Here is a 17,481-nt window from a genome sequence, read left to right on the forward strand (position 1 = left end):
TTATATAACATTTTTCGCAACAATTTTTATATGTTCTGGTGCGATAATCTCCGTTATACTTTCTTGGAAATCTTCATGCAACAGTTCTTCAATATGTTCTAGCTGCACTTCGACATGTGTGCATTCTAAATTATGTATGTTTAATAGTGCATAATGATCTTTCTTCTTAATTACTAAATATTGATTTTCTTCTGTTACGAGTACCGATCCTAATCGTACTCCTAGTAAGCGTTGATCATCAAACTTCATAATTACTTCTCCTTCCCTCACATAAATGAAATTAAAATGAAAATAATTACATTTATGGAAAAGACTCTTTTTTAGACTATATCATAATTTACTAAAATATAAATATCATTTTTCCTTTTAATAAAAATTCCTATTCTTTCATATATTTCGATACAAAAAACTTTCTCAACATAAAATTAGAATTTTCAGTTTTTAAATCTATGAAAATCTATTATAATAAAGTTAATAAATGTTTGACCTCTCCTAATTCATGTACATATGGATGATCAGTAGTTGCTGCTACTGATCTATTTTTTTGATTTCAGAAAGTAAATACGCTGCATCCTTTCCTACACCACAAATAAGTGCAGAGCCCCTTTGAGATTGCCACGGCAAACCGATATAATATAATCCTCTTACGGGACTTATTCCCTTTACATGATTAGGAAATCCTTTCTCATTCACTGTCTTTTCTATTTCAATCCAGTTATAACCTGAAGCAAAACCAGTTGACCATATAATACTTTCTGCACTATATGTATCACCATTCTGAAACATAATATTATTTTCTGATGCACTTACTACTTTTTCCTGTAGTTGTATTGCTCCATTACGAATAAGTTCCTGACCTTCAAAACCAAAAATAGGATCCTTCCTCTTTTGAAACCATTTTCCCCTCTTTGTATTTACTTCAGCGTACAATAAACCCAATTTTTCTAACCAATTAAAAATGCTCTTTCTAAAAAGATGTAACGGTAGAAATGTTAAAGGATGACTAATAGACATTGTAACTTCATGAGTTTTTGCAAGTTCTACTGCGATTTGCATTCCTGAATTCCCGCCACCTACTACTAGTACTTTTCCCTTAGGAATTTGCGGTGGTGATTTATATTGTGATGAATGTATTTGAAAAACATACGATGAAAGACGTTGTGAGTATGAGGGGATATACGGTTGCTGAAAACCACCTGTTGCGATAACAACCTTTTTTGATTGTAAAGTTTCTCTAGGAGTATGTAATTCGAATATATCTTTTTCTTTCTTTATTTTTAAAACTTCGGTTTGCAATTGGACCGGTAATTTAAAGTACCTTGCATATTCTTCTAAATACGTTGCAATTTCATCTTTATGTGGTAATTCATTTTTCCCACCTATTAATGCCCTCCCTGGCAAACTACTGTAAGACCTTGGGGTAAAAAGCTGTAAAGAATCATATCTGTTTCTCCATGAATCACCAATTCGCTTTCCTGCCTCAAGTAATAAAAAATTATATCCTTCTTGCTTCAAGTAGTATCCTATTGTTAATCCAGCTTGACCAGCTCCAATAATAATTAGGTCTTTCACTCTAATCCCTCCTTCTTTTATACATATGAATACTTGTTCATGTATTCATATGTTTCCGTAATCATAACATTTTATTTTTATATAATTCAATATCTACTCAAAATAAAAAAGAGCAGTTTACTATAAAGTAAACTCCCCTTCATTCTATCTTCCCAGTCTTTAGCGCCTGTGCCCAGTCATATCTTTCCTGTTGAGCAGCTAATCCAACAGCTTCTTCCCAATTATAAGGAACTGAAATTTGTTCAATTATCCATTCTCCCAAAACCTTTTCTATCACTACATATTTTGCGTGCGGAGTTCCTGACTCCATTTTATGCATAACAGGTAATTCATCTTTGTATGCTGGAAGTCCTACACTCCCTGGATTTATAATAATCTTTCCGTTTGCTAAATAAACAACTCTAGGAATATGCGTATGACCGCATACTATTATTTTTTGCTCAATATTTTGGAGTTGGTCCATTATATTTTTTTCATTCTTTAATACCGCACCACTTTCATTCATCTCTTCTAACAAATACACCTCATCTGAAGTAGGTGTGCCATGACAACATAACATATCATCTACAATAAATTGTGAAGAATGTTGTTGTAACCAATCTATATGATTTTTTGTTAATTGATTTTGGACAAAAGTTAGTGTAGCAGACTGCTCTTGTATAGATTCCCAAAGCATGCGATCACAATTCCCCTTAATATGTACCATCTCGTTATTCATTAATATTTCAATTGTCCCTAAAGGATCTAACGGCCCATACACGCTATCCCCTAAATTTATTATCATTTCGACCTTACGACGCTCAATATCTTCTAATACAGATTTTAAAGCGTGACTATTCCCATGAATATCCGAAATTATCGCTATTTTTCTGTTCATTGTTACACCTACCTTGATAAATTATTTATGTCATCTCAATTTCTAAACCCGCTCCTCATAAAATATAATTCTATTTAAAAACGGATCAATCACAGTTAATTCCATTGTATCCCAAGGTGTTCTCTCTATATCAGGTTTTGAATAAGCATAATCTTTACTTGATAAAATAGCATAATAACTTTTTAAATCCTCTATTTTCACCCGAATCGCACCGCCTGGTGAAGCATCCCCATGATGTTCTGATAAATGTATCACAGCATCATGTAACGAAATTTGCATATATAATGGCATATTCTCCTCATACCGATGTTCCCAATCCAGTTTAAATCCTAAAAAGTTAAAGTAAAACAACTGAGCTTTTTCAATATCAAAAATTCTAAATATAGGTGTAATCATTTATAATCCTCTCCTATTTATAAACATCCGCAGCCAATTCTCTCAAAACATCCACGTTTACTACTTCAAAGCAACCATTATTTTTCTTGATTATCTCTTTATCACAAAAAATATTCAAAGTGCGCAATAAATGCCGATAACTCGTTCCTAACAATTCAGCTGTTTCCGTTAAATTCCCACTAAACACAATTCTATTTCCATGCTGAGCCGCTCGTTCCCCTGCTGCTAACATGTAACTCGCAAGTCTATTTTCAAGTGGATATAGTAAATTAATTGTACTATTTTTTGAAAGACGATTTAATTTATGTGCTAACGATCCGCAAATACATCGTAAAAATTTCGCATCATGAAATAATTGGTTTCTCACTTTCCCTAAAGGTAAACCAACACAATACGAATCAGCCATTACTTGTACGTTTGAAGCAGTCTTTTGAGAATGAATTAACTCCACATCTCCTAGTAACTGCAAACTATCATAAAAACATAATAATACCGATTTCCCGTTACTTAATGTGTTAAACGCTTTCGCTTTTCCTTCAACAAAAAAATATAAATAATCTATCTCTTCATTTTCTCTACAAATAAACTCATTCTTTTTAAAAAATAAAAGTTCCATATATGGCTTCATATCATTACTAAAAAATGAGTCAATATTATTTTGTTTCATATACTCTGCTAATTTAATAGAATTACATACTTTCTTCATAGTTCCCCCACCTTTACAACCTATCCCCATTGTAATTAAAATTTTCTTCTTCCACTATGACATATGTCATAGTAATACACAATTTCAGCATGATACATTCATTACAAATATGAAATATAAAGGGGCTATTACATTGTATAACTTTCTTTCTGTCTTTATTGGTGTGCTCATCGCCGTTATGCTTCCATTGAATGGGATTTTATCTGAATTAATTGGCAAGTACACAGCGAGCGTTGTCATTCACCTTGTCGGTTTAATTGCAGTTATTTTCGTTTTAATCATAAACAAAAATAAAATCCATTTTGATAAAGGTATTCCACTTGTTTTATATAGCGCTGGAGCGATTGGGGTGTTCACTGTTCTTTTTAATAATATAAGTTTCTCCGCCCTTGGTGCCTCTATTACAATCGCATTAAGTTTACTCGGTCAATCCATTGCTGCAATTGTTATTGATCACTTCGGCTTATTAGGAATGAAAGTTGCAAAGTTTGAAAAGAAAAAACTAATTGGATTATTATTCATCTCTTCTGGGATTATAGTCATGACAATTTATTAATGGGGGTAAGAAAATGTTATATATTTGTATCGCTATTTTAGCTGGTGTTTCTATCGTTGTTGCTAGAATTATTAACGCGAATTTAGCAAAGAAAATTGGGAATTGGGAAGGTACATTTTTCAATTATATTACTGGATTATTTTTCTCTATGATATTTTTAATTTTCAGTTCAGATTCATTTTATATTCCTAGTCATACGTTGCGATCTATTCCTATCGCTGTATACTTAGGCGGATTAGTAGGCGTTATCGTTATTTCATTATCCAACTATATTACTCCTAAAATATCGGCATTTTATTTAACGTTACTCATCTTTATCGGACAATTATTTGCGGGGACTATCATTGACTTCTTCCTGTCAAATGAACTCTCAACTGGAAAAATTATCGGCGGTGTTTTCGTATTAATAGGGCTTACTTACAATTTACTTATTGATCGCCCTATTAAAACTGTGCCTAATAAACACGTTCAACTATAATACTTTGCGCTTACCTATCATATATTAATAGAAAAGCTCTTCACACGAAGTAATAGAGAGGAGAATACCCTATTAAGAAAATCATTTTATTGATAGGTAGCGCATTAATTATTTTTGGAACCGTATGGTTTTTAAACTCTGGAAAATCTATTCAAGATCTCTATACAGCAAGTAAACCAAAGAAGAAAGCTACTATTATTTCGACTCAAAGAGACCCAGATGCACCTCCTGTTTTTTTAGGGAAACAGGAAATAAAAGATATACATGTAGAGTCAATTAAAACAAAAAAATCTATCTTCCTTACAAAAACAGATGAATTAAAAACATTCATTAACAGTATGAATACAGCAAAAAAAGGCGATTTAATGCTAGATGAAGAAGGTTCTGATCTAGTAGATTGTAACATGTGGATTACTTTCCAAGATGGGACTTATAAACAATATTTAATTTGGATAGTAGATAACAACAGTAGTGAAATTATGATTGCTCATCAAAACAGTCCTGATGACATAGATCTTACTTATTATCAATTAAATGAAGGCAATTCGAAAAAAGTATATAGCTTATTTAAAAAGATTATATAAAAGAGAAAGTCATGGGCACATTAGCTCATGACTTTCTCTTTTATATATATTCAGGGAACACTTTACAGCTCTTTTCCTGCTCTATATCATGTCCGAAGAAAACAATTGGGTTCTCTTTCCTAACAACTTCTTTTAAACGTTTAATTGAAGATAAAGCTAATTCCGAATCAACCCCCGCGAACGGCACTTCATCTTCAAAATTTTCTTTCGTATACGATGCATCGATCGTTAATAACACTGGGCCAGAGTTCTCTGTCTCAATGAATAGTGACTGATGCCCCGGAGTATGTCCTGGTGTATACAATAATTGAACACCTGGTACGACTCCATAATCCCCTTCAATGATTTTGTAGTTTAAATTCGGCAATATACATTCTTTCATATATTCTTCACTATGTTGTGCCGCCTCATATTCAGCCCGCTGCACAATAATCGGTGTATTTGTAAAAGCACCATTTCCTCCTGCATGATCAAAATGTAAGTGAGAACTAATAATATACAGAAGGTCTTCTGGCTCATACCCTGCACGCTTTAAAATATTTACGATTCTATCTTCTTCAGTCATTTTCGGTAAAATCTGCCCCTCAACAAATGTGCCGTTAAAAAGGCCTTCATTATTAACCGCACTTTCTGGCATACCTGTATCTACTAAAATAGGTCCTTCTTCAGTCTCCAATAAATAACACCATACTGGTAAGTTTAATAAATTCCCCGGTGTGAGCGTACTATTAACAGAAGAGTGATCTAACATACAACGACCAGCTGGTACGAAATAAAGCTTCTTTACCGTCATTATGTATCCACCTTTACATTTAATTTTGAATAAGACACACAGTAAAAATTCTTCTTTCTAGAAATAAAATCCTTCTAGACCATCATTCCATCTTTACTTACTATTTTTTCAATTTCCGAATAGTAAAACATGCTAAAACAATCGAGATGTAACATATAGCAATCCCTAAGAAACTAACGCTGAAACCATCTTTATAAATAGTCATAAGTTTTAATATATCAATATCGAATAAGTGACCGATGAAAAAGTACATGATAATAATTGCCGTTACTACAAAATAGTCATTTCTTCTTAATTGCATTGTCATTTGCTATTCACCTCGCAATGTTTTCTATCAAAAATATACCATATATACTTAATATTTAAAATAATTTCCAAGTTCACAAAAATAATTAAAGTATACTTTTTTACATACCAATCTTTCCCCCCTATAATAAAAGAGAAAAACTCTTACTTTAATGGAGGGAATAGAAATGAAAGCAATTGGTTTACATGAATACTTACCTATTGAAGAAGAAAACAGTTTAATTGATATTGAAGTTGAAAGACCTGTTGCCACAGGAAGAGATATACTTGTAAAAATTAACGCTATTTCCGTTAACCCAGTTGATACAAAAGTTCGATCTCCGAAAGATAAAAAAGAAGATATAGCAAAAATACTTGGCTGGGATGCTAGTGGTGTTGTCGTGCAAACGGGCGAAGGTTGTACGTTATTTAAAGAAGGCGATAAAGTATTTTACGCTGGAAGCATTACAAGGCAAGGTACATACAGTGAATACCATCTAGTTGATGAAAGAATTGTTGGTAAAAAACCAAAAACGTTAAGTGATGCTGAATCTGCAGCAATTCCTTTAACAGCCATCACAGCGTGGGAAGGTTTATTTGAACGTTTAGGTATTGATTACTCTAAAAAAAGTGAAAACTCATTTAAAAACATTTTAATCATCGGCGGAGCTGGTGGTGTAGGTTCCATCGCAATTCAGCTTGCGAAATGGGCTGGACTAAATGTAATCGCAACTGCTTCACGCGGAGAAACGATAGACTGGGTGAAAAAGTTTGGGGCTAATCATACAATCAACCATCACAAACCTTTAAAAGAGCAAATAGTAGAACTTGGACTAAAAGATGTCGATTATATCTTCTGCTTAAACAATACAGATCAACATTGGCAAGCAATATGTGACCTCATTAAACCACAAGGAAAAATTTGCTCTATCGTAGAAAATGAGCACCCTCTTGAGATGGGCATTTTAAAAAGTAAAAGCGCTACACTAGTTTGGGAATTTATGTTCACAAAAGCGATGTATGAAACTGGCGATATGATTACGCAGCACGAACTATTAAACAAAGTGAGCGAATTATTAGATGAAGGTATCCTTCATACAACTTTAAACGATACGTTAACACCGATACATGCAGAAAATCTTAGAAAAGCACATGCATTGCTTGAGAGTGGACGTACAATTGGGAAAATTGTATTAGAAAAGTTTTAATAAAAAAGTCCGATTTCTAAATATGAAATCGGACTTTTTTACTTTTATTTACTTGAAATCTCTTGATCATTTTGAACATCTAACGGAGCACGCTTCCCTATTCCGAAAGCATAGAAACTAATTGTTACGATAGCTAAGAAAACAATACCTACAATTAGTGAAATACGAGTATCATCGTTAAACCACATTCCGATTAATACCATAATTAAAAAGGCAATCGTCAAATAGTTTGTAACAGGAGCAAATGGCATTTTGAATGGATGATCTTTCATCGCTGCTCCTTTTTCTTTTCTAAAATTAATTTGACTAATTAAAATGACGAACCATGGTACCATACCAGGAAGTACACTCGCGCTATATACATATACGAATAAGTTTTTCGGTGCGATATAACTTAATACAACACCAACCGCTAAACCGATAATTACACCAACTGTACCGAATAAAGGTACACCGTTATTCGAAATCTTCGTAAAGTATTTCGGTGCTTGTCCATTCACACCTAACGTATACAGCATACGTCCAGCACTATAAATACCACTATTACAACCAGACATTGCTGCTGTAATAACAACGAAGTTAATAAGTCCAGCAGCTGCCGTAATACCAACCTTTGCGAAAGTCGCTACGAACGGGCTACCAATTGTACTTAATTGATCCCAAGGGTAAACAGTTACAATAACGAAAATAGCACCGATATAGAAAATTAAAATACGCCAAATTGTACTTTGAATTGCTCTTGTAAGTGTCTTCTTCGGATCTTTCGCTTCACCAGCAGTAATCCCGATTAATTCCACACCTTGATACGCTCCAACTACAAGTGATAATGCAAAGAAGAATCCTGAAAAACCACCTGTAAAGAAACCGCCATTTGCCCAAAGGTTTGATATACCAATCGCTTCTCCGCCGTTACCAATTCCGAAGAAAATAAGACCAAATCCAGCAATAATCATTAATAAAATCGTAACGATTTTAATCATCGCAAACCAAAATTCAAATTCACCAAATGATTTAACAGAAATTAAGTTAGCTGCACCAAGAATAACCATTGCGATAACACCCGGTATCCAGGCTGGTAAATCTGGGAACCAATACTTCATATACGCCCCAACTGCGATAATCTCTGACATCCCAACGATAACCCACTGGAACCAGTTACTCCACGCTGTCATATAACCAGCTAACGGGTGAATATACTTATGACCGAACGTCGCAAATGAACCTGTACTCGGCTCCATGTACAACATTTCTCCCATGGCACGCATGATGAAGAAGATAAAAATACCTGCAATTGCATAAGCAAGCATTACTGACGGACCTGTCCATTTAATCGTGCTGGCTGATCCCATAAACAAACCAACACCAATTGTTCCGCCTAAAGCAATCATTTGAATATGACGTGCTTCTAAACCTCTTTTCAATTCTTTGTTTGCCACTTCACTTCCCCCTCTTAGATGATTCATAGCCGCATTTTAAAACAAGATGCTTTCCCCTAATTCCTTTCGGCCCTGAAAATGATGAAGCAAACGTCATTTTACACTAGCTTTAAAGCTATCCTAAAATCGTTTTTTGCCCCTAACAAAATTCTCAAAACCTTTCATCTTCCAATATTCTATAAATCTTAAAATTACTTATTTCATATTAATTCATTTATCTGAAAAATTCAATTATTTTTTTAATAAATTAATATGCATGATTACGTTTAATTTTTAACTTAATTAGAAATAAAATACATCTATTCAATATGATTCTAGTTTAAATGTTATTACAATATAAATAACCGAGGAGATCATATCTTCCTCGGTTTTATACAGCATGTACTTCAATATTTATAGTTGATAACGTCATTGTCCATCATTTAAATGAATTACATTTCCATCTCACCTGGAAATATAATATATTAGTAAAATTACATACCATATACATCCTTCGCACGGACTTCCTTATCAAAGCGAACGAATTTACTCTTTACTTCCATTCCAGCTGCTTCGTATACGCGAGGTGCACCTGTAATATTCTCAGAATCTACATTTAGATTCACTTTCGAAATCCCCTCTTCATACAATTTCCCGAATGCATGGTGTAATAACGTCAATCCTAATCCTTGTTTCCGCTTAGAACTTCTTACACCTAAGTGAGTAATTTCAGCTTTATTATCAGTACCCTTTTTACTAAAAATAAATCCCACTACTTCATCTTCAACCATTGCTAGTGACCATAACGTAGGATGAAACCCAGCTCTTTCAGTACGCTGCAAAAACTCTTCTAACGTAGAAGGATGCGAATTCCAGTGGTCTGCAAATGCTTCATTAAAAGCTTGATGTAATCTTTCATCATCTAAACCTGGTATGTAATGTCGCACTATAACATCCTTTGGCCATAGTGGCGATGGAACATTTCTCTTTAATTCAATCCCCATCCCCCACCATATACGAGTTGGGATAAATCCATCTTCTTCTAATACTTTTTCCTCATAGAAATTATTTGCTTGTGTTACAATCGTGCCATTCAAGCAAGAGGAATTACTTACAAGCCCCGTAGCACGCTCTTCAAGCTTTGACCATATTACATATTCAATTCCTTGATTTATATAAGCAGGGTTTACAAATACGGCAGATGGAAACTGCCCTTCATTCCCTGTCAAAATTCCATAAGCGATTATTTCTTCTTCATTCATAACAACATAAGAGCTTTTACTAACATCAATATCTTTCCATGAGTTATTAATATCCTCTACCGTTGTATCAACTTCACCGTAAATGGCTTGATCATAAATTGTACATAGTTTTAAAATTTGTTGTAAATCTTCTTGTCTAGTTGCTTTGACATTTAGTTTATTTACTAAGTTTCGCATGCATTCCACCTCATTCTAATTGAGAGTTCGAACCTTATCGCAAAAAACATTTCATAATACTACTATTTTATGAAAAATATTAGTCCTCCTAAAGCAATCAACAATACACCCGAAAGCGGAAAACTCTTCTCTTCAGCTTTTATCTTTTCCTCAATAATATCTTTAATTTTCTCCTTCATATCATCTGGACATTTTTTAAATAAAATATTAGTTGTATGTAATGGCCTATTTAATATTCGAATTTTAACAGGAGATCCTGATAAATATATATTATTTTTATCCAAAGTAAATTCTATATTTGCTTCAGTAAGCCCTTCTTTCACTAATATATTCACTCGGCTAGAAGGTAAATTAAACACTGCATAATCGTTAAAAGCTAGCCCTCTAATATCGAAATGTGAGTATACGAGAACTAAAGTTATAAACAACAAAACTAGTACAACTATTGTTTTCACTAATGAAAGTTGATTTAACATATAAGAAGATGTTGTCATATAAGCACAAAAGAATGCCATTAAATTACAAAGATAGTGGTTGACAATGAAAGTTTTTCTTATAATTATTGTAAGTCCGGAAATGATTAGTAGAGCGCTTGCTAGATTCATTAACATATTTTTACCTCCCAAAAACTATAACTATACAACTTTGTTATATTTTAACATTAATTACATATTCATACCTATTTTTTTCATAAAATATAAAAGAGTCTCATTAAAAAATGAGACTCTTTTACCATTTATATTTAAATCGTTTTTGAAGTTTGTTTACCAAAAATAAATACTTTAGTAAACACCACCATGATAACTACAATAGTCAGAAAATAAAGTGGCATCACCATCAACGAACCTGTATGAAGCTGACTCATTCCCCAAATTGTCACCGTTACAATTACATAGTAGCCTAAGCTAAACAATGCACCTGCTGTACCAATGACATCTTGAAAATCTACTAATGCTAAACTTAAACAGTTCGGTAACGCTATCCCAATTCCTAATAGCAATATAAACATCGATACTAAAAATCCAATCATATATATTATGTTTGGATTTGATCCAACTGAAGTAATAACAGTTAAAAGGATAGCTCCCCCTGTCATTACAAGACAACCGATATATATAATTTTCTCTGGTTTATAAGTAGCCAGTAAACGTTTTGAAACTTTCGCCCCAATAATTGAAGCAGAAGCGACAACGATTCCTAAAAATCCATACATACTAGGCGATAACTGAAAGTATTCAATAAAGATAAACGGCGCTTCTGCATAATAGCTAAATAAAACACCATTCGCTCCTCCAATTAATAGACCGTATGTTACTACTTTCGGATTTGTAATCAACCGTTTTAAAACAGAAAACACATTTATTTGATTCGTCACTGAGTCCGTTTTTGTTTCTGGAAGAGAAACAAACGTATACAGCAAAATTCCGACGCTCATAACTACTAAACTTAAAAATACTATTTTAAACCCAAACATTTGATCAAGAAAGCCACCAATTAACGGTCCTATCGCTGGTGTAAAAGCAATGACTGCCGAAATTTGAGCAAACATAACATGACGTTTATGCCCATCTACACTTTCACGAAGAATCGTTTGTGTAACAACTGATCCTGCACTTGCCCCAAACGCTTGAATAAAACGACTTAGCAATAAAAATTCAATGGAACTTGCAATAAAGCATAAGAAACTCCCAGCGCCATATACGACAATTCCAAATAACATTGCCCGGCGACGACCAATTATATCTGATAACCATCCAATAAAAAATACGCCTAAAGCAAATCCAGCAAAATAAACACTAAGCGTTAACTGCACCTCATTATTACTTACATGTAACGCCTTTGAAATGTCTGGTAAAGACGGTGTGTAAATTGTTTCACTAATTTGCGGAAATGCCACAAGAATAATCATTAACCAAAGTGATGGTACTGAGACTTTTTTCATTTTTCATACCCTCCTATAACTTTGAAAATCTCAGAAATGAATAGACTTTCTTAGCTACGGAACAGGAGGGGCCATTATAGAAATTCGATCATAAAATAACAAAGAAAACACCTCAATTACGCATGTTAATACTTATAGGAGGGTAATATTAACATTGATTTTACAATATAGTCTTTCAATTATATGATAGGTTGTATTTGTTTTCTAGTGTTCATGATCTGAATATTTGTTAGTAGACGAATATCCTTTTATCCCGCATTAACGGGAAGCCCGATTGGTGAGGGATGAACAAAACCCCACTGATTAAAGTTTCACTTTATTCTCTCAGAAAATTAAGGCGTTTTAAAAAAGATAATAACTTAATACAATTGCCTTAGAAGGAAAATATGCAGATGGAAAATACTCCTTGCATTCGTACCTTAATGATTAGACAGGATTAAAAAGTTAAACTAAGCAACGAAATGCCCCCCAATCTAACAATCGGGGGGCATTTCGTTACATTTTCACTGATTGTTTTTCTTGATAGATAATTTCTCCATCAATAATTGTTGTTTCTACTTTTAAATCTTTAATTTGGTTTGGATTGACACTTAAAATGCTTTCATTTAATATAACTAAATCCGCTAACTTACCGACCTCTATACTTCCTTTTATCTCTTCTTCAAAACTCGCATACGCGCCATTCCATGTGTATAGTTTAATAGCTTCCATTACGCTTATAGATTGATTCGCACCAATCTCCATCCCAGACTTACTTTTTCTATTAACAGCAACATGAATTCCTAATAAAGGATTATAGTCAGTAACTGGAGCGTCCGAACTACCTGCTGCAATGATGCCACGATCAATAAAATCACGAGCAGCGTACATGTGGTTAACACGCTCACCATAGTGCCGTGCATATATCTCTCCAAATTCATATGGAAATGGAGGATTCGGAATTGGAACTATCTCGAGGTTTTTCATTCTCTCTTGTAAATCTGGTGAAGAAATTCCCGCGTGCTCAATCCGATGACGGTGATTTTTTCTTGGCGATTCCTCTAGCGCTCTTTCTACACAATTTAAATACATTTCAATAGCTTTATCACCTTGTGCATGTACAGTGATTTGATAGCCTTTTTTATGTGCTTCACCTAAAACTTGATAGATTTCTTCCTCACTATAATAAAGAATACCATAATTGTTAGAGTCACTAGAATATGACTTGCGGGTTGCAATTGTAGGACCCGTGCTACTTCCATCTGTAAACAATTTAGCTGGTCCAACTTTAAATCTCTCATCTCCGGTACCAGTTACCACACCAGCTTCGACCATTTTATTAACAAATTCATGGGAGTTATTTATTTGACATATCATTGCATATATTCTGACACGAATATCCCTACTCTTCACAGCTTGTTGTAGTAAACGAAAACTCTCAGGTCCATCTCCACCTGCGTCATGTATACTCGTTATGCCAGCTGCAACGAAATGATCTGATGCAATTTTTACTGCCTTCATCATTTCACTTTCTTTATAACTGGCAACCTCGCTCATACTCATATTTGCTGCTTCAATTAACTTTCCTGTAAGCTTTCCTGCCTGATCCTTTTCAATAACTCCCCCACTCGTGTTCGGTGTGTTCTCGTTAATTCGCGCAATTTCTAATGCTTTGCTGTTCACTACGCTTATATGGTGGCAAGTACGAGTTATCATAATAGGATGTTCAACTGAAATTTCATCCAGCTCAGTAATTGTCGGATAACGCTTTTCCTTCACAGCGGTTTCATTAAAGCCCCAAGCACGTATCCATTCACCTTTTGGCGTTTCTAAGGCCTTCTTTTTCAGATCATCTAACAAAGCCTCGATAGAATCAATATGTTCAGCTTTACAACTGACAGCCAACTGATTTTGCCCATAAGAAATGAGATGAAGATGGGAATCAATGAATCCAGGAAGAAGCGTTTTTCCTTGCAGGTCAATTACATCCGTTTTTTCTCCTATAAAACTCTTAACCTCCTGATGTGAACCAACAACTACGATACGATTATCTTTTATTGCTACAGCCTCGGCCACTGTATTCTTTTTGTCTACTGTAATAACTTCTCCATTTATCAATACAACATCAGCTTTCATAAACTCAGCCCTTTCGGAATTACTCTTTTAGAGTGATTCGTTCCATATTTAAAGATATATCTCTGGAGATGCTGTTCCACTTTCCAGCAAAATTTATCAATAACTAATTAAAGTTGAGCTAAACATTCTTTTATTGTTTTAACGATAAAAGTAAAGTCTTCTTCTGTAATGCTTAATGGAGGAGCAAGCTGCAAAATATTATTGTAACCTGCAACAGTGTCACCATTTTTACCAATAATTAGCCCTTTTTCTTTACAAGCATTGATAACTTTGTTCATCTTTTCAATAGTAGCAGGTTCTTTTGTTTGCTTATCTTCCACTAGTTCAATACCTAAAAGAAGTCCTTTTCCGCGAACATCTCCTACGTTTGGATGCTCTTTTACATCTTCTAATTCATATAACAGTCGTTCACCCAATTCTTTGGAACGTTCAATGAGTTTCTCATTCTCCATAATTTCTAAATTCTTCAAAGCCAAGGCGCAAGCAGCTGGATTTCCTCCGAACGTATTCACATGGCGGAAGCGATCATAATCTTCACTGCCTACGTATGCCTCATAAATCTCTCGTCTGACTGCTGTTGCTGACAAAGGAAGATACGCACTTGTAATACCTTTTGCCATTGTAATGATATCTGGTTTAACGCCATAATTCATAAATCCAAATGGCTTCCCAGTCCGGCCAAATCCACATATAACTTCATCACAAATAAGCAACGCACCGTGCTTCTCGCAAATTTCTTTTACTTTTTCCATATATCCATCAGGAGGCATCAAAATGCCGCCCCCAGTAATAATCGGCTCCATAATCACGCCGGCTACTGTTTGACTTAACTCCCATGTCATAACACGATCGATTTCATCAGCACTTGCCAGTGTACGAACATCATCTGGATTACGATACGTATCAGGTGGTGCTACATGCAAGAACCCTTGCCCAAGTGGTTCATATTTATACTTTCGCTGCGCTTGACCTGTTGCTGCAAGAGCCCCCATTGAGTTACCGTGATAAGCGCGATAGCGTGAAATAAACTTATAACGTCCATGATCACCTTTTTGTTGATGATATTGACGAGCAATTTTAAACGCCGTTTCATTTGCTTCCGATCCACTGTTAGAAAAGAAAATGACATATTCATCCTCAAGCCATTCATTCAATTTCTCTGCTAATTTAATAGCAGGAACATGACTTTGTGTCAGAGGGAAATATGGCATTTCTTCCAGTTGTTCAAAAGCCGCTCTTGCAAGCTCTTTTCGGCCATAGCCAACATTCACGCACCAAAGACCGGACATGCCATCTAAATAACGGTTTCCATCAATATCCGTCACCCATGCTCCTTCTGCTTTTGTAATAATTAAATTCGTTGGATTAGGGGATGCTCCTTTCATTGCATGCCAAAGGTACTTTTCATCTGCTTGTTTCAAACTTTGTGTTTGTTCTGTCGCTTGCACAATCACCAACTCCATTCTTTTATATTTTCATATCACTCTTTCAATAACGAGCCGTGAGCATTTTCTTGCGAGTATAGAATTCTACGCCATCTTTTCCATTTGCATGGAGATCACCATAGAAGGATTTCTTATAACCTGAGAATGGGAAGAATGCCATTGGAGCAGGAACCCCAAGATTGACCCCAAGCATACCTGCATCAATTTCTTCACGGAATTCACGAATAGCTTTCGCGCTATCGGTGTACAGGCATGCACCATTTGCGAACGGTGATGCATTAGCAACATGAATCGCTTCCATCAAGTCTTTTACACGTACAATAGAAAGAACCGGTGCGAAGATTTCATCTTGCCAGATTTTCATTTCCTGTGTCACATTGTCAAAAATTGTTGGGCCAACAAAATAACCGTTACCGTTTGCTGCATCATCTTCACGTCCGTCACGGATAAGTGTCGCTCCCTGCTCTATACCAGATTGAATGTATCCGAGTGTACGCTCTTTATGTCCGTCACGAATAACGGGACCAAGGAACACACCTTCTTCCAGTCCATTACCAATCGTAATAGCATTCGCCTCTTGAAGGAGTCTATTAACAAGTTCATCTGCAACGTCTTCTTCCACAACAACAACAGCCGCCGCCATGCACCTTTCACCAGCTGAACCGAAGGCAGCACTTGTAATTTCTTTCACTGCAGAACTAAGGTCCGCATCTTTTAATACGATCGAATGATTTTTTGCACCCGCAAGAGCTTGTACACGTTTACCGTTAGCTGCTGCTGTTTTATATATGTACTCAGCCACAGGTTGAGAACCAACGAAAGATACAGCCTTCACATCCTCATTGTCAAGAATGCCATTCACGACATCATGTGCACCATGCACAATATTTAGCACGCCATCTGGAAGACCTGCTTCTTTAAATAGTTTAGCTATGCGATTAGCCAGCAATGGTGTTCTTTCAGATGGTTTTAATACAAACGTATTTCCGCATGCAATCGCGAGTGGGAACATCCAGCATGGCACCATCATCGGAAAGTTAAATGGCGTTATTCCTGCGATTACTCCGATCGGGTAACGATACATCCCTGATTCAACACCAGTCGCAATATCAGGAAGTTGCTCTCCCATCATTAAAGTAGGTGCACCTGCGGCAAATTCAACACATTCAATCCCTCGCTGTACTTCACCGTAAGCTTCTTTATAACTTTTTCCGTTTTCCAAGGTAACGAGTTTTGCTAACTCTTCCCAGTTTTCAATCAATAACTGTTGATAACGAAATAGAATCCGAGCACGCCGAGGTACAGCGACCCTTCTCCAAGTTTTGAATGCTTCTTTCGCAGTTGCTACAGCTCTATCTAAATCTTCTTTAGTCGAAAGTGGCACACGAGCAATAATCTCGCCTGTTGCTGGATTTGGTACATCTTCAACTTGTTTACCTGTGGATTCTATCCATTGTCCGCCAATATAATTTTTCAACATTTGTACATTTTCCGTTACTACCATGGTGAAACCTCCTATTTTAAGATAACCGTCCTTTGTATTACACCGCTCGAAAGAAAGCGCATTCATTTGATTATATATAAACTGATTTACATATCTCCAACATTACTAATCTTGTCCATTGAATACGCAGGAGCAGTCATCTGCTTAGCATTTGTCCACTCCCAGT

At 35.3% G+C, this 17,481-nt stretch carries 18 protein-coding genes; 4 read left to right on the plus strand and 14 right to left on the minus strand.

The window, feature by feature from the left end; genetic code table 11:
* The 5 genes from BAQ49_RS25425 to BAQ49_RS25445 all read right to left on the minus strand — a co-directional run bounded on the left by BAQ49_RS25425 (nucleotide 1) and on the right by BAQ49_RS25445 (nucleotide 3,551).
* Nucleotides 1-249, minus strand: coding sequence for a hypothetical protein (locus BAQ49_RS25425; RefSeq protein WP_025150487.1), 249 nt, complete (start codon nucleotides 247-249; stop codon nucleotides 1-3).
* 279 nt (nucleotides 250-528) lie between these two features.
* Nucleotides 529-1,572 carry a flavin-containing monooxygenase gene (locus tag BAQ49_RS25430; RefSeq protein ID WP_071747539.1) on the minus strand — a complete coding sequence of 348 codons (1,044 nt, stop codon included), beginning with the start codon at nucleotides 1,570-1,572 and terminating at the stop codon, nucleotides 529-531.
* Between the two features lie 139 nt (nucleotides 1,573-1,711).
* A complete protein-coding gene (locus BAQ49_RS25435; RefSeq protein WP_071747540.1) occupies nucleotides 1,712-2,449 on the minus strand; it encodes a metallophosphoesterase family protein in 738 nt (245 codons plus the stop codon).
* A gap of 42 nt (nucleotides 2,450-2,491) precedes the next feature.
* Nucleotides 2,492-2,845, minus strand: coding sequence for a glyoxalase superfamily protein (locus BAQ49_RS25440; protein WP_071747541.1), 354 nt, complete (start codon nucleotides 2,843-2,845; stop codon nucleotides 2,492-2,494).
* Nucleotides 2,846-2,858: 13 nt separating this feature from the next.
* The gene (locus tag BAQ49_RS25445; RefSeq protein ID WP_071747542.1) at nucleotides 2,859-3,551 is read right to left on the minus strand and encodes a cyclic nucleotide-binding domain-containing protein; all 693 of its coding nucleotides are present in this window, start codon (nucleotides 3,549-3,551) and stop codon (nucleotides 2,859-2,861) included.
* A 109-nt stretch (nucleotides 3,552-3,660) separates the two neighbouring features.
* Between BAQ49_RS25445 and BAQ49_RS25450 the strand changes: the two genes are divergently transcribed.
* The 3 genes from BAQ49_RS25450 to BAQ49_RS25460 all read left to right on the plus strand — a co-directional run bounded on the left by BAQ49_RS25450 (nucleotide 3,661) and on the right by BAQ49_RS25460 (nucleotide 5,169).
* Complete coding sequence (locus tag BAQ49_RS25450; protein WP_071747543.1) at nucleotides 3,661-4,107, plus strand: DMT family transporter; 447 nt, start codon at nucleotides 3,661-3,663, stop codon at nucleotides 4,105-4,107.
* 13 nt (nucleotides 4,108-4,120) lie between these two features.
* Nucleotides 4,121-4,585 carry a DMT family transporter gene (locus BAQ49_RS25455; protein ID WP_071747544.1) on the plus strand — a complete coding sequence of 155 codons (465 nt, stop codon included), beginning with the start codon at nucleotides 4,121-4,123 and terminating at the stop codon, nucleotides 4,583-4,585.
* Between the two features lie 89 nt (nucleotides 4,586-4,674).
* Nucleotides 4,675-5,169 (plus strand): hypothetical protein, encoded by a 495-nt coding sequence (locus tag BAQ49_RS25460; RefSeq protein WP_071747545.1) that lies wholly within the window; start codon nucleotides 4,675-4,677, stop codon nucleotides 5,167-5,169.
* Between the two features lie 40 nt (nucleotides 5,170-5,209).
* Here BAQ49_RS25460 and aiiA read toward each other — a convergent pair whose 3' ends face one another.
* Entirely contained in the window at nucleotides 5,210-5,962 is a 753-nt protein-coding gene (gene aiiA / locus BAQ49_RS25465) for a quorum-quenching N-acyl homoserine lactonase AiiA (protein WP_071747546.1), read from the minus strand.
* A 100-nt stretch (nucleotides 5,963-6,062) separates the two neighbouring features.
* Nucleotides 6,063-6,269, minus strand: coding sequence for a hypothetical protein (locus BAQ49_RS25470; RefSeq protein WP_071747547.1), 207 nt, complete (start codon nucleotides 6,267-6,269; stop codon nucleotides 6,063-6,065).
* A 166-nt stretch (nucleotides 6,270-6,435) separates the two neighbouring features.
* Here BAQ49_RS25470 and BAQ49_RS25475 point away from each other — a divergent pair, with 166 nt between their 5' ends.
* Nucleotides 6,436-7,455, plus strand: a complete 1,020-nt coding sequence (locus BAQ49_RS25475) for a zinc-binding alcohol dehydrogenase family protein (RefSeq protein ID WP_071747548.1) — start codon at nucleotides 6,436-6,438, stop codon at nucleotides 7,453-7,455.
* A gap of 44 nt (nucleotides 7,456-7,499) precedes the next feature.
* Here the strand turns inward: BAQ49_RS25475 and BAQ49_RS25480 are convergent, their stop codons facing one another.
* The 7 genes from BAQ49_RS25480 to BAQ49_RS25510 form a co-directional block, all read right to left on the minus strand.
* Complete coding sequence (locus BAQ49_RS25480) at nucleotides 7,500-8,891, minus strand: amino acid permease (protein ID WP_071747549.1); 1,392 nt, start codon at nucleotides 8,889-8,891, stop codon at nucleotides 7,500-7,502.
* A gap of 473 nt (nucleotides 8,892-9,364) precedes the next feature.
* Nucleotides 9,365-10,309 carry a GNAT family N-acetyltransferase gene (locus BAQ49_RS25485; RefSeq protein ID WP_071747550.1) on the minus strand — a complete coding sequence of 315 codons (945 nt, stop codon included), beginning with the start codon at nucleotides 10,307-10,309 and terminating at the stop codon, nucleotides 9,365-9,367.
* A 62-nt stretch (nucleotides 10,310-10,371) separates the two neighbouring features.
* Nucleotides 10,372-10,920, minus strand: coding sequence for a hypothetical protein (locus BAQ49_RS25490; RefSeq protein ID WP_071747551.1), 549 nt, complete (start codon nucleotides 10,918-10,920; stop codon nucleotides 10,372-10,374).
* Nucleotides 10,921-11,051: 131 nt separating this feature from the next.
* Nucleotides 11,052-12,251, minus strand: a complete 1,200-nt coding sequence (locus BAQ49_RS25495) for a multidrug effflux MFS transporter (protein ID WP_071747552.1) — start codon at nucleotides 12,249-12,251, stop codon at nucleotides 11,052-11,054.
* Between the two features lie 495 nt (nucleotides 12,252-12,746).
* A complete protein-coding gene (locus BAQ49_RS25500) occupies nucleotides 12,747-14,366 on the minus strand; it encodes an amidohydrolase (RefSeq protein WP_071747553.1) in 1,620 nt (539 codons plus the stop codon).
* 107 nt (nucleotides 14,367-14,473) lie between these two features.
* A complete protein-coding gene (locus tag BAQ49_RS25505) occupies nucleotides 14,474-15,829 on the minus strand; it encodes an aspartate aminotransferase family protein (protein ID WP_165616081.1) in 1,356 nt (451 codons plus the stop codon).
* A 25-nt stretch (nucleotides 15,830-15,854) separates the two neighbouring features.
* Nucleotides 15,855-17,315, minus strand: coding sequence for a CoA-acylating methylmalonate-semialdehyde dehydrogenase (locus BAQ49_RS25510; RefSeq protein ID WP_071747555.1), 1,461 nt, complete (start codon nucleotides 17,313-17,315; stop codon nucleotides 15,855-15,857).
* Nucleotides 17,316-17,481 lie beyond the last annotated feature (166 nt).

The organism is Bacillus proteolyticus (assembly GCF_001884065.1).
Taxonomy (GTDB): domain Bacteria; phylum Bacillota; class Bacilli; order Bacillales; family Bacillaceae_G; genus Bacillus_A; species Bacillus_A proteolyticus.

Excerpts from the sequence above, each read along its gene's own strand:
- BAQ49_RS25425 (WP_025150487.1), bottom strand. The coding sequence starts at position 249 with ATGAAGTTTGATGATCAACGCTTACTAGGAGTACGATTAGGATCGGTA.
- BAQ49_RS25435 (WP_071747540.1), bottom strand. The coding sequence starts at position 2,449 with ATGAACAGAAAAATAGCGATAATTTCGGATATTCATGGGAATAGTCAC.
- BAQ49_RS25440 (WP_071747541.1), bottom strand. The coding sequence starts at position 2,845 with ATGATTACACCTATATTTAGAATTTTTGATATTGAAAAAGCTCAGTTG.
- BAQ49_RS25445 (WP_071747542.1), bottom strand. The coding sequence starts at position 3,551 with ATGAAGAAAGTATGTAATTCTATTAAATTAGCAGAGTATATGAAACAA.
- BAQ49_RS25450 (WP_071747543.1), top strand. The coding sequence starts at position 3,661 with ATGAAATATAAAGGGGCTATTACATTGTATAACTTTCTTTCTGTCTTT.
- BAQ49_RS25455 (WP_071747544.1), top strand. The coding sequence starts at position 4,121 with ATGTTATATATTTGTATCGCTATTTTAGCTGGTGTTTCTATCGTTGTT.
- aiiA (WP_071747546.1), bottom strand. The coding sequence starts at position 5,962 with ATGACGGTAAAGAAGCTTTATTTCGTACCAGCTGGTCGTTGTATGTTA.
- BAQ49_RS25470 (WP_071747547.1), bottom strand. The coding sequence starts at position 6,269 with ATGACAATGCAATTAAGAAGAAATGACTATTTTGTAGTAACGGCAATT.
- BAQ49_RS25475 (WP_071747548.1), top strand. The coding sequence starts at position 6,436 with ATGAAAGCAATTGGTTTACATGAATACTTACCTATTGAAGAAGAAAAC.
- BAQ49_RS25485 (WP_071747550.1), bottom strand. The coding sequence starts at position 10,309 with ATGCGAAACTTAGTAAATAAACTAAATGTCAAAGCAACTAGACAAGAA.
- BAQ49_RS25490 (WP_071747551.1), bottom strand. The coding sequence starts at position 10,920 with ATGTTAATGAATCTAGCAAGCGCTCTACTAATCATTTCCGGACTTACA.
- BAQ49_RS25495 (WP_071747552.1), bottom strand. The coding sequence starts at position 12,251 with ATGAAAAAAGTCTCAGTACCATCACTTTGGTTAATGATTATTCTTGTG.
- BAQ49_RS25500 (WP_071747553.1), bottom strand. The coding sequence starts at position 14,366 with ATGAAAGCTGATGTTGTATTGATAAATGGAGAAGTTATTACAGTAGAC.
- BAQ49_RS25505 (WP_165616081.1), bottom strand. The coding sequence starts at position 15,829 with ATGGAGTTGGTGATTGTGCAAGCGACAGAACAAACACAAAGTTTGAAA.
- BAQ49_RS25510 (WP_071747555.1), bottom strand. The coding sequence starts at position 17,315 with ATGGTAGTAACGGAAAATGTACAAATGTTGAAAAATTATATTGGCGGA.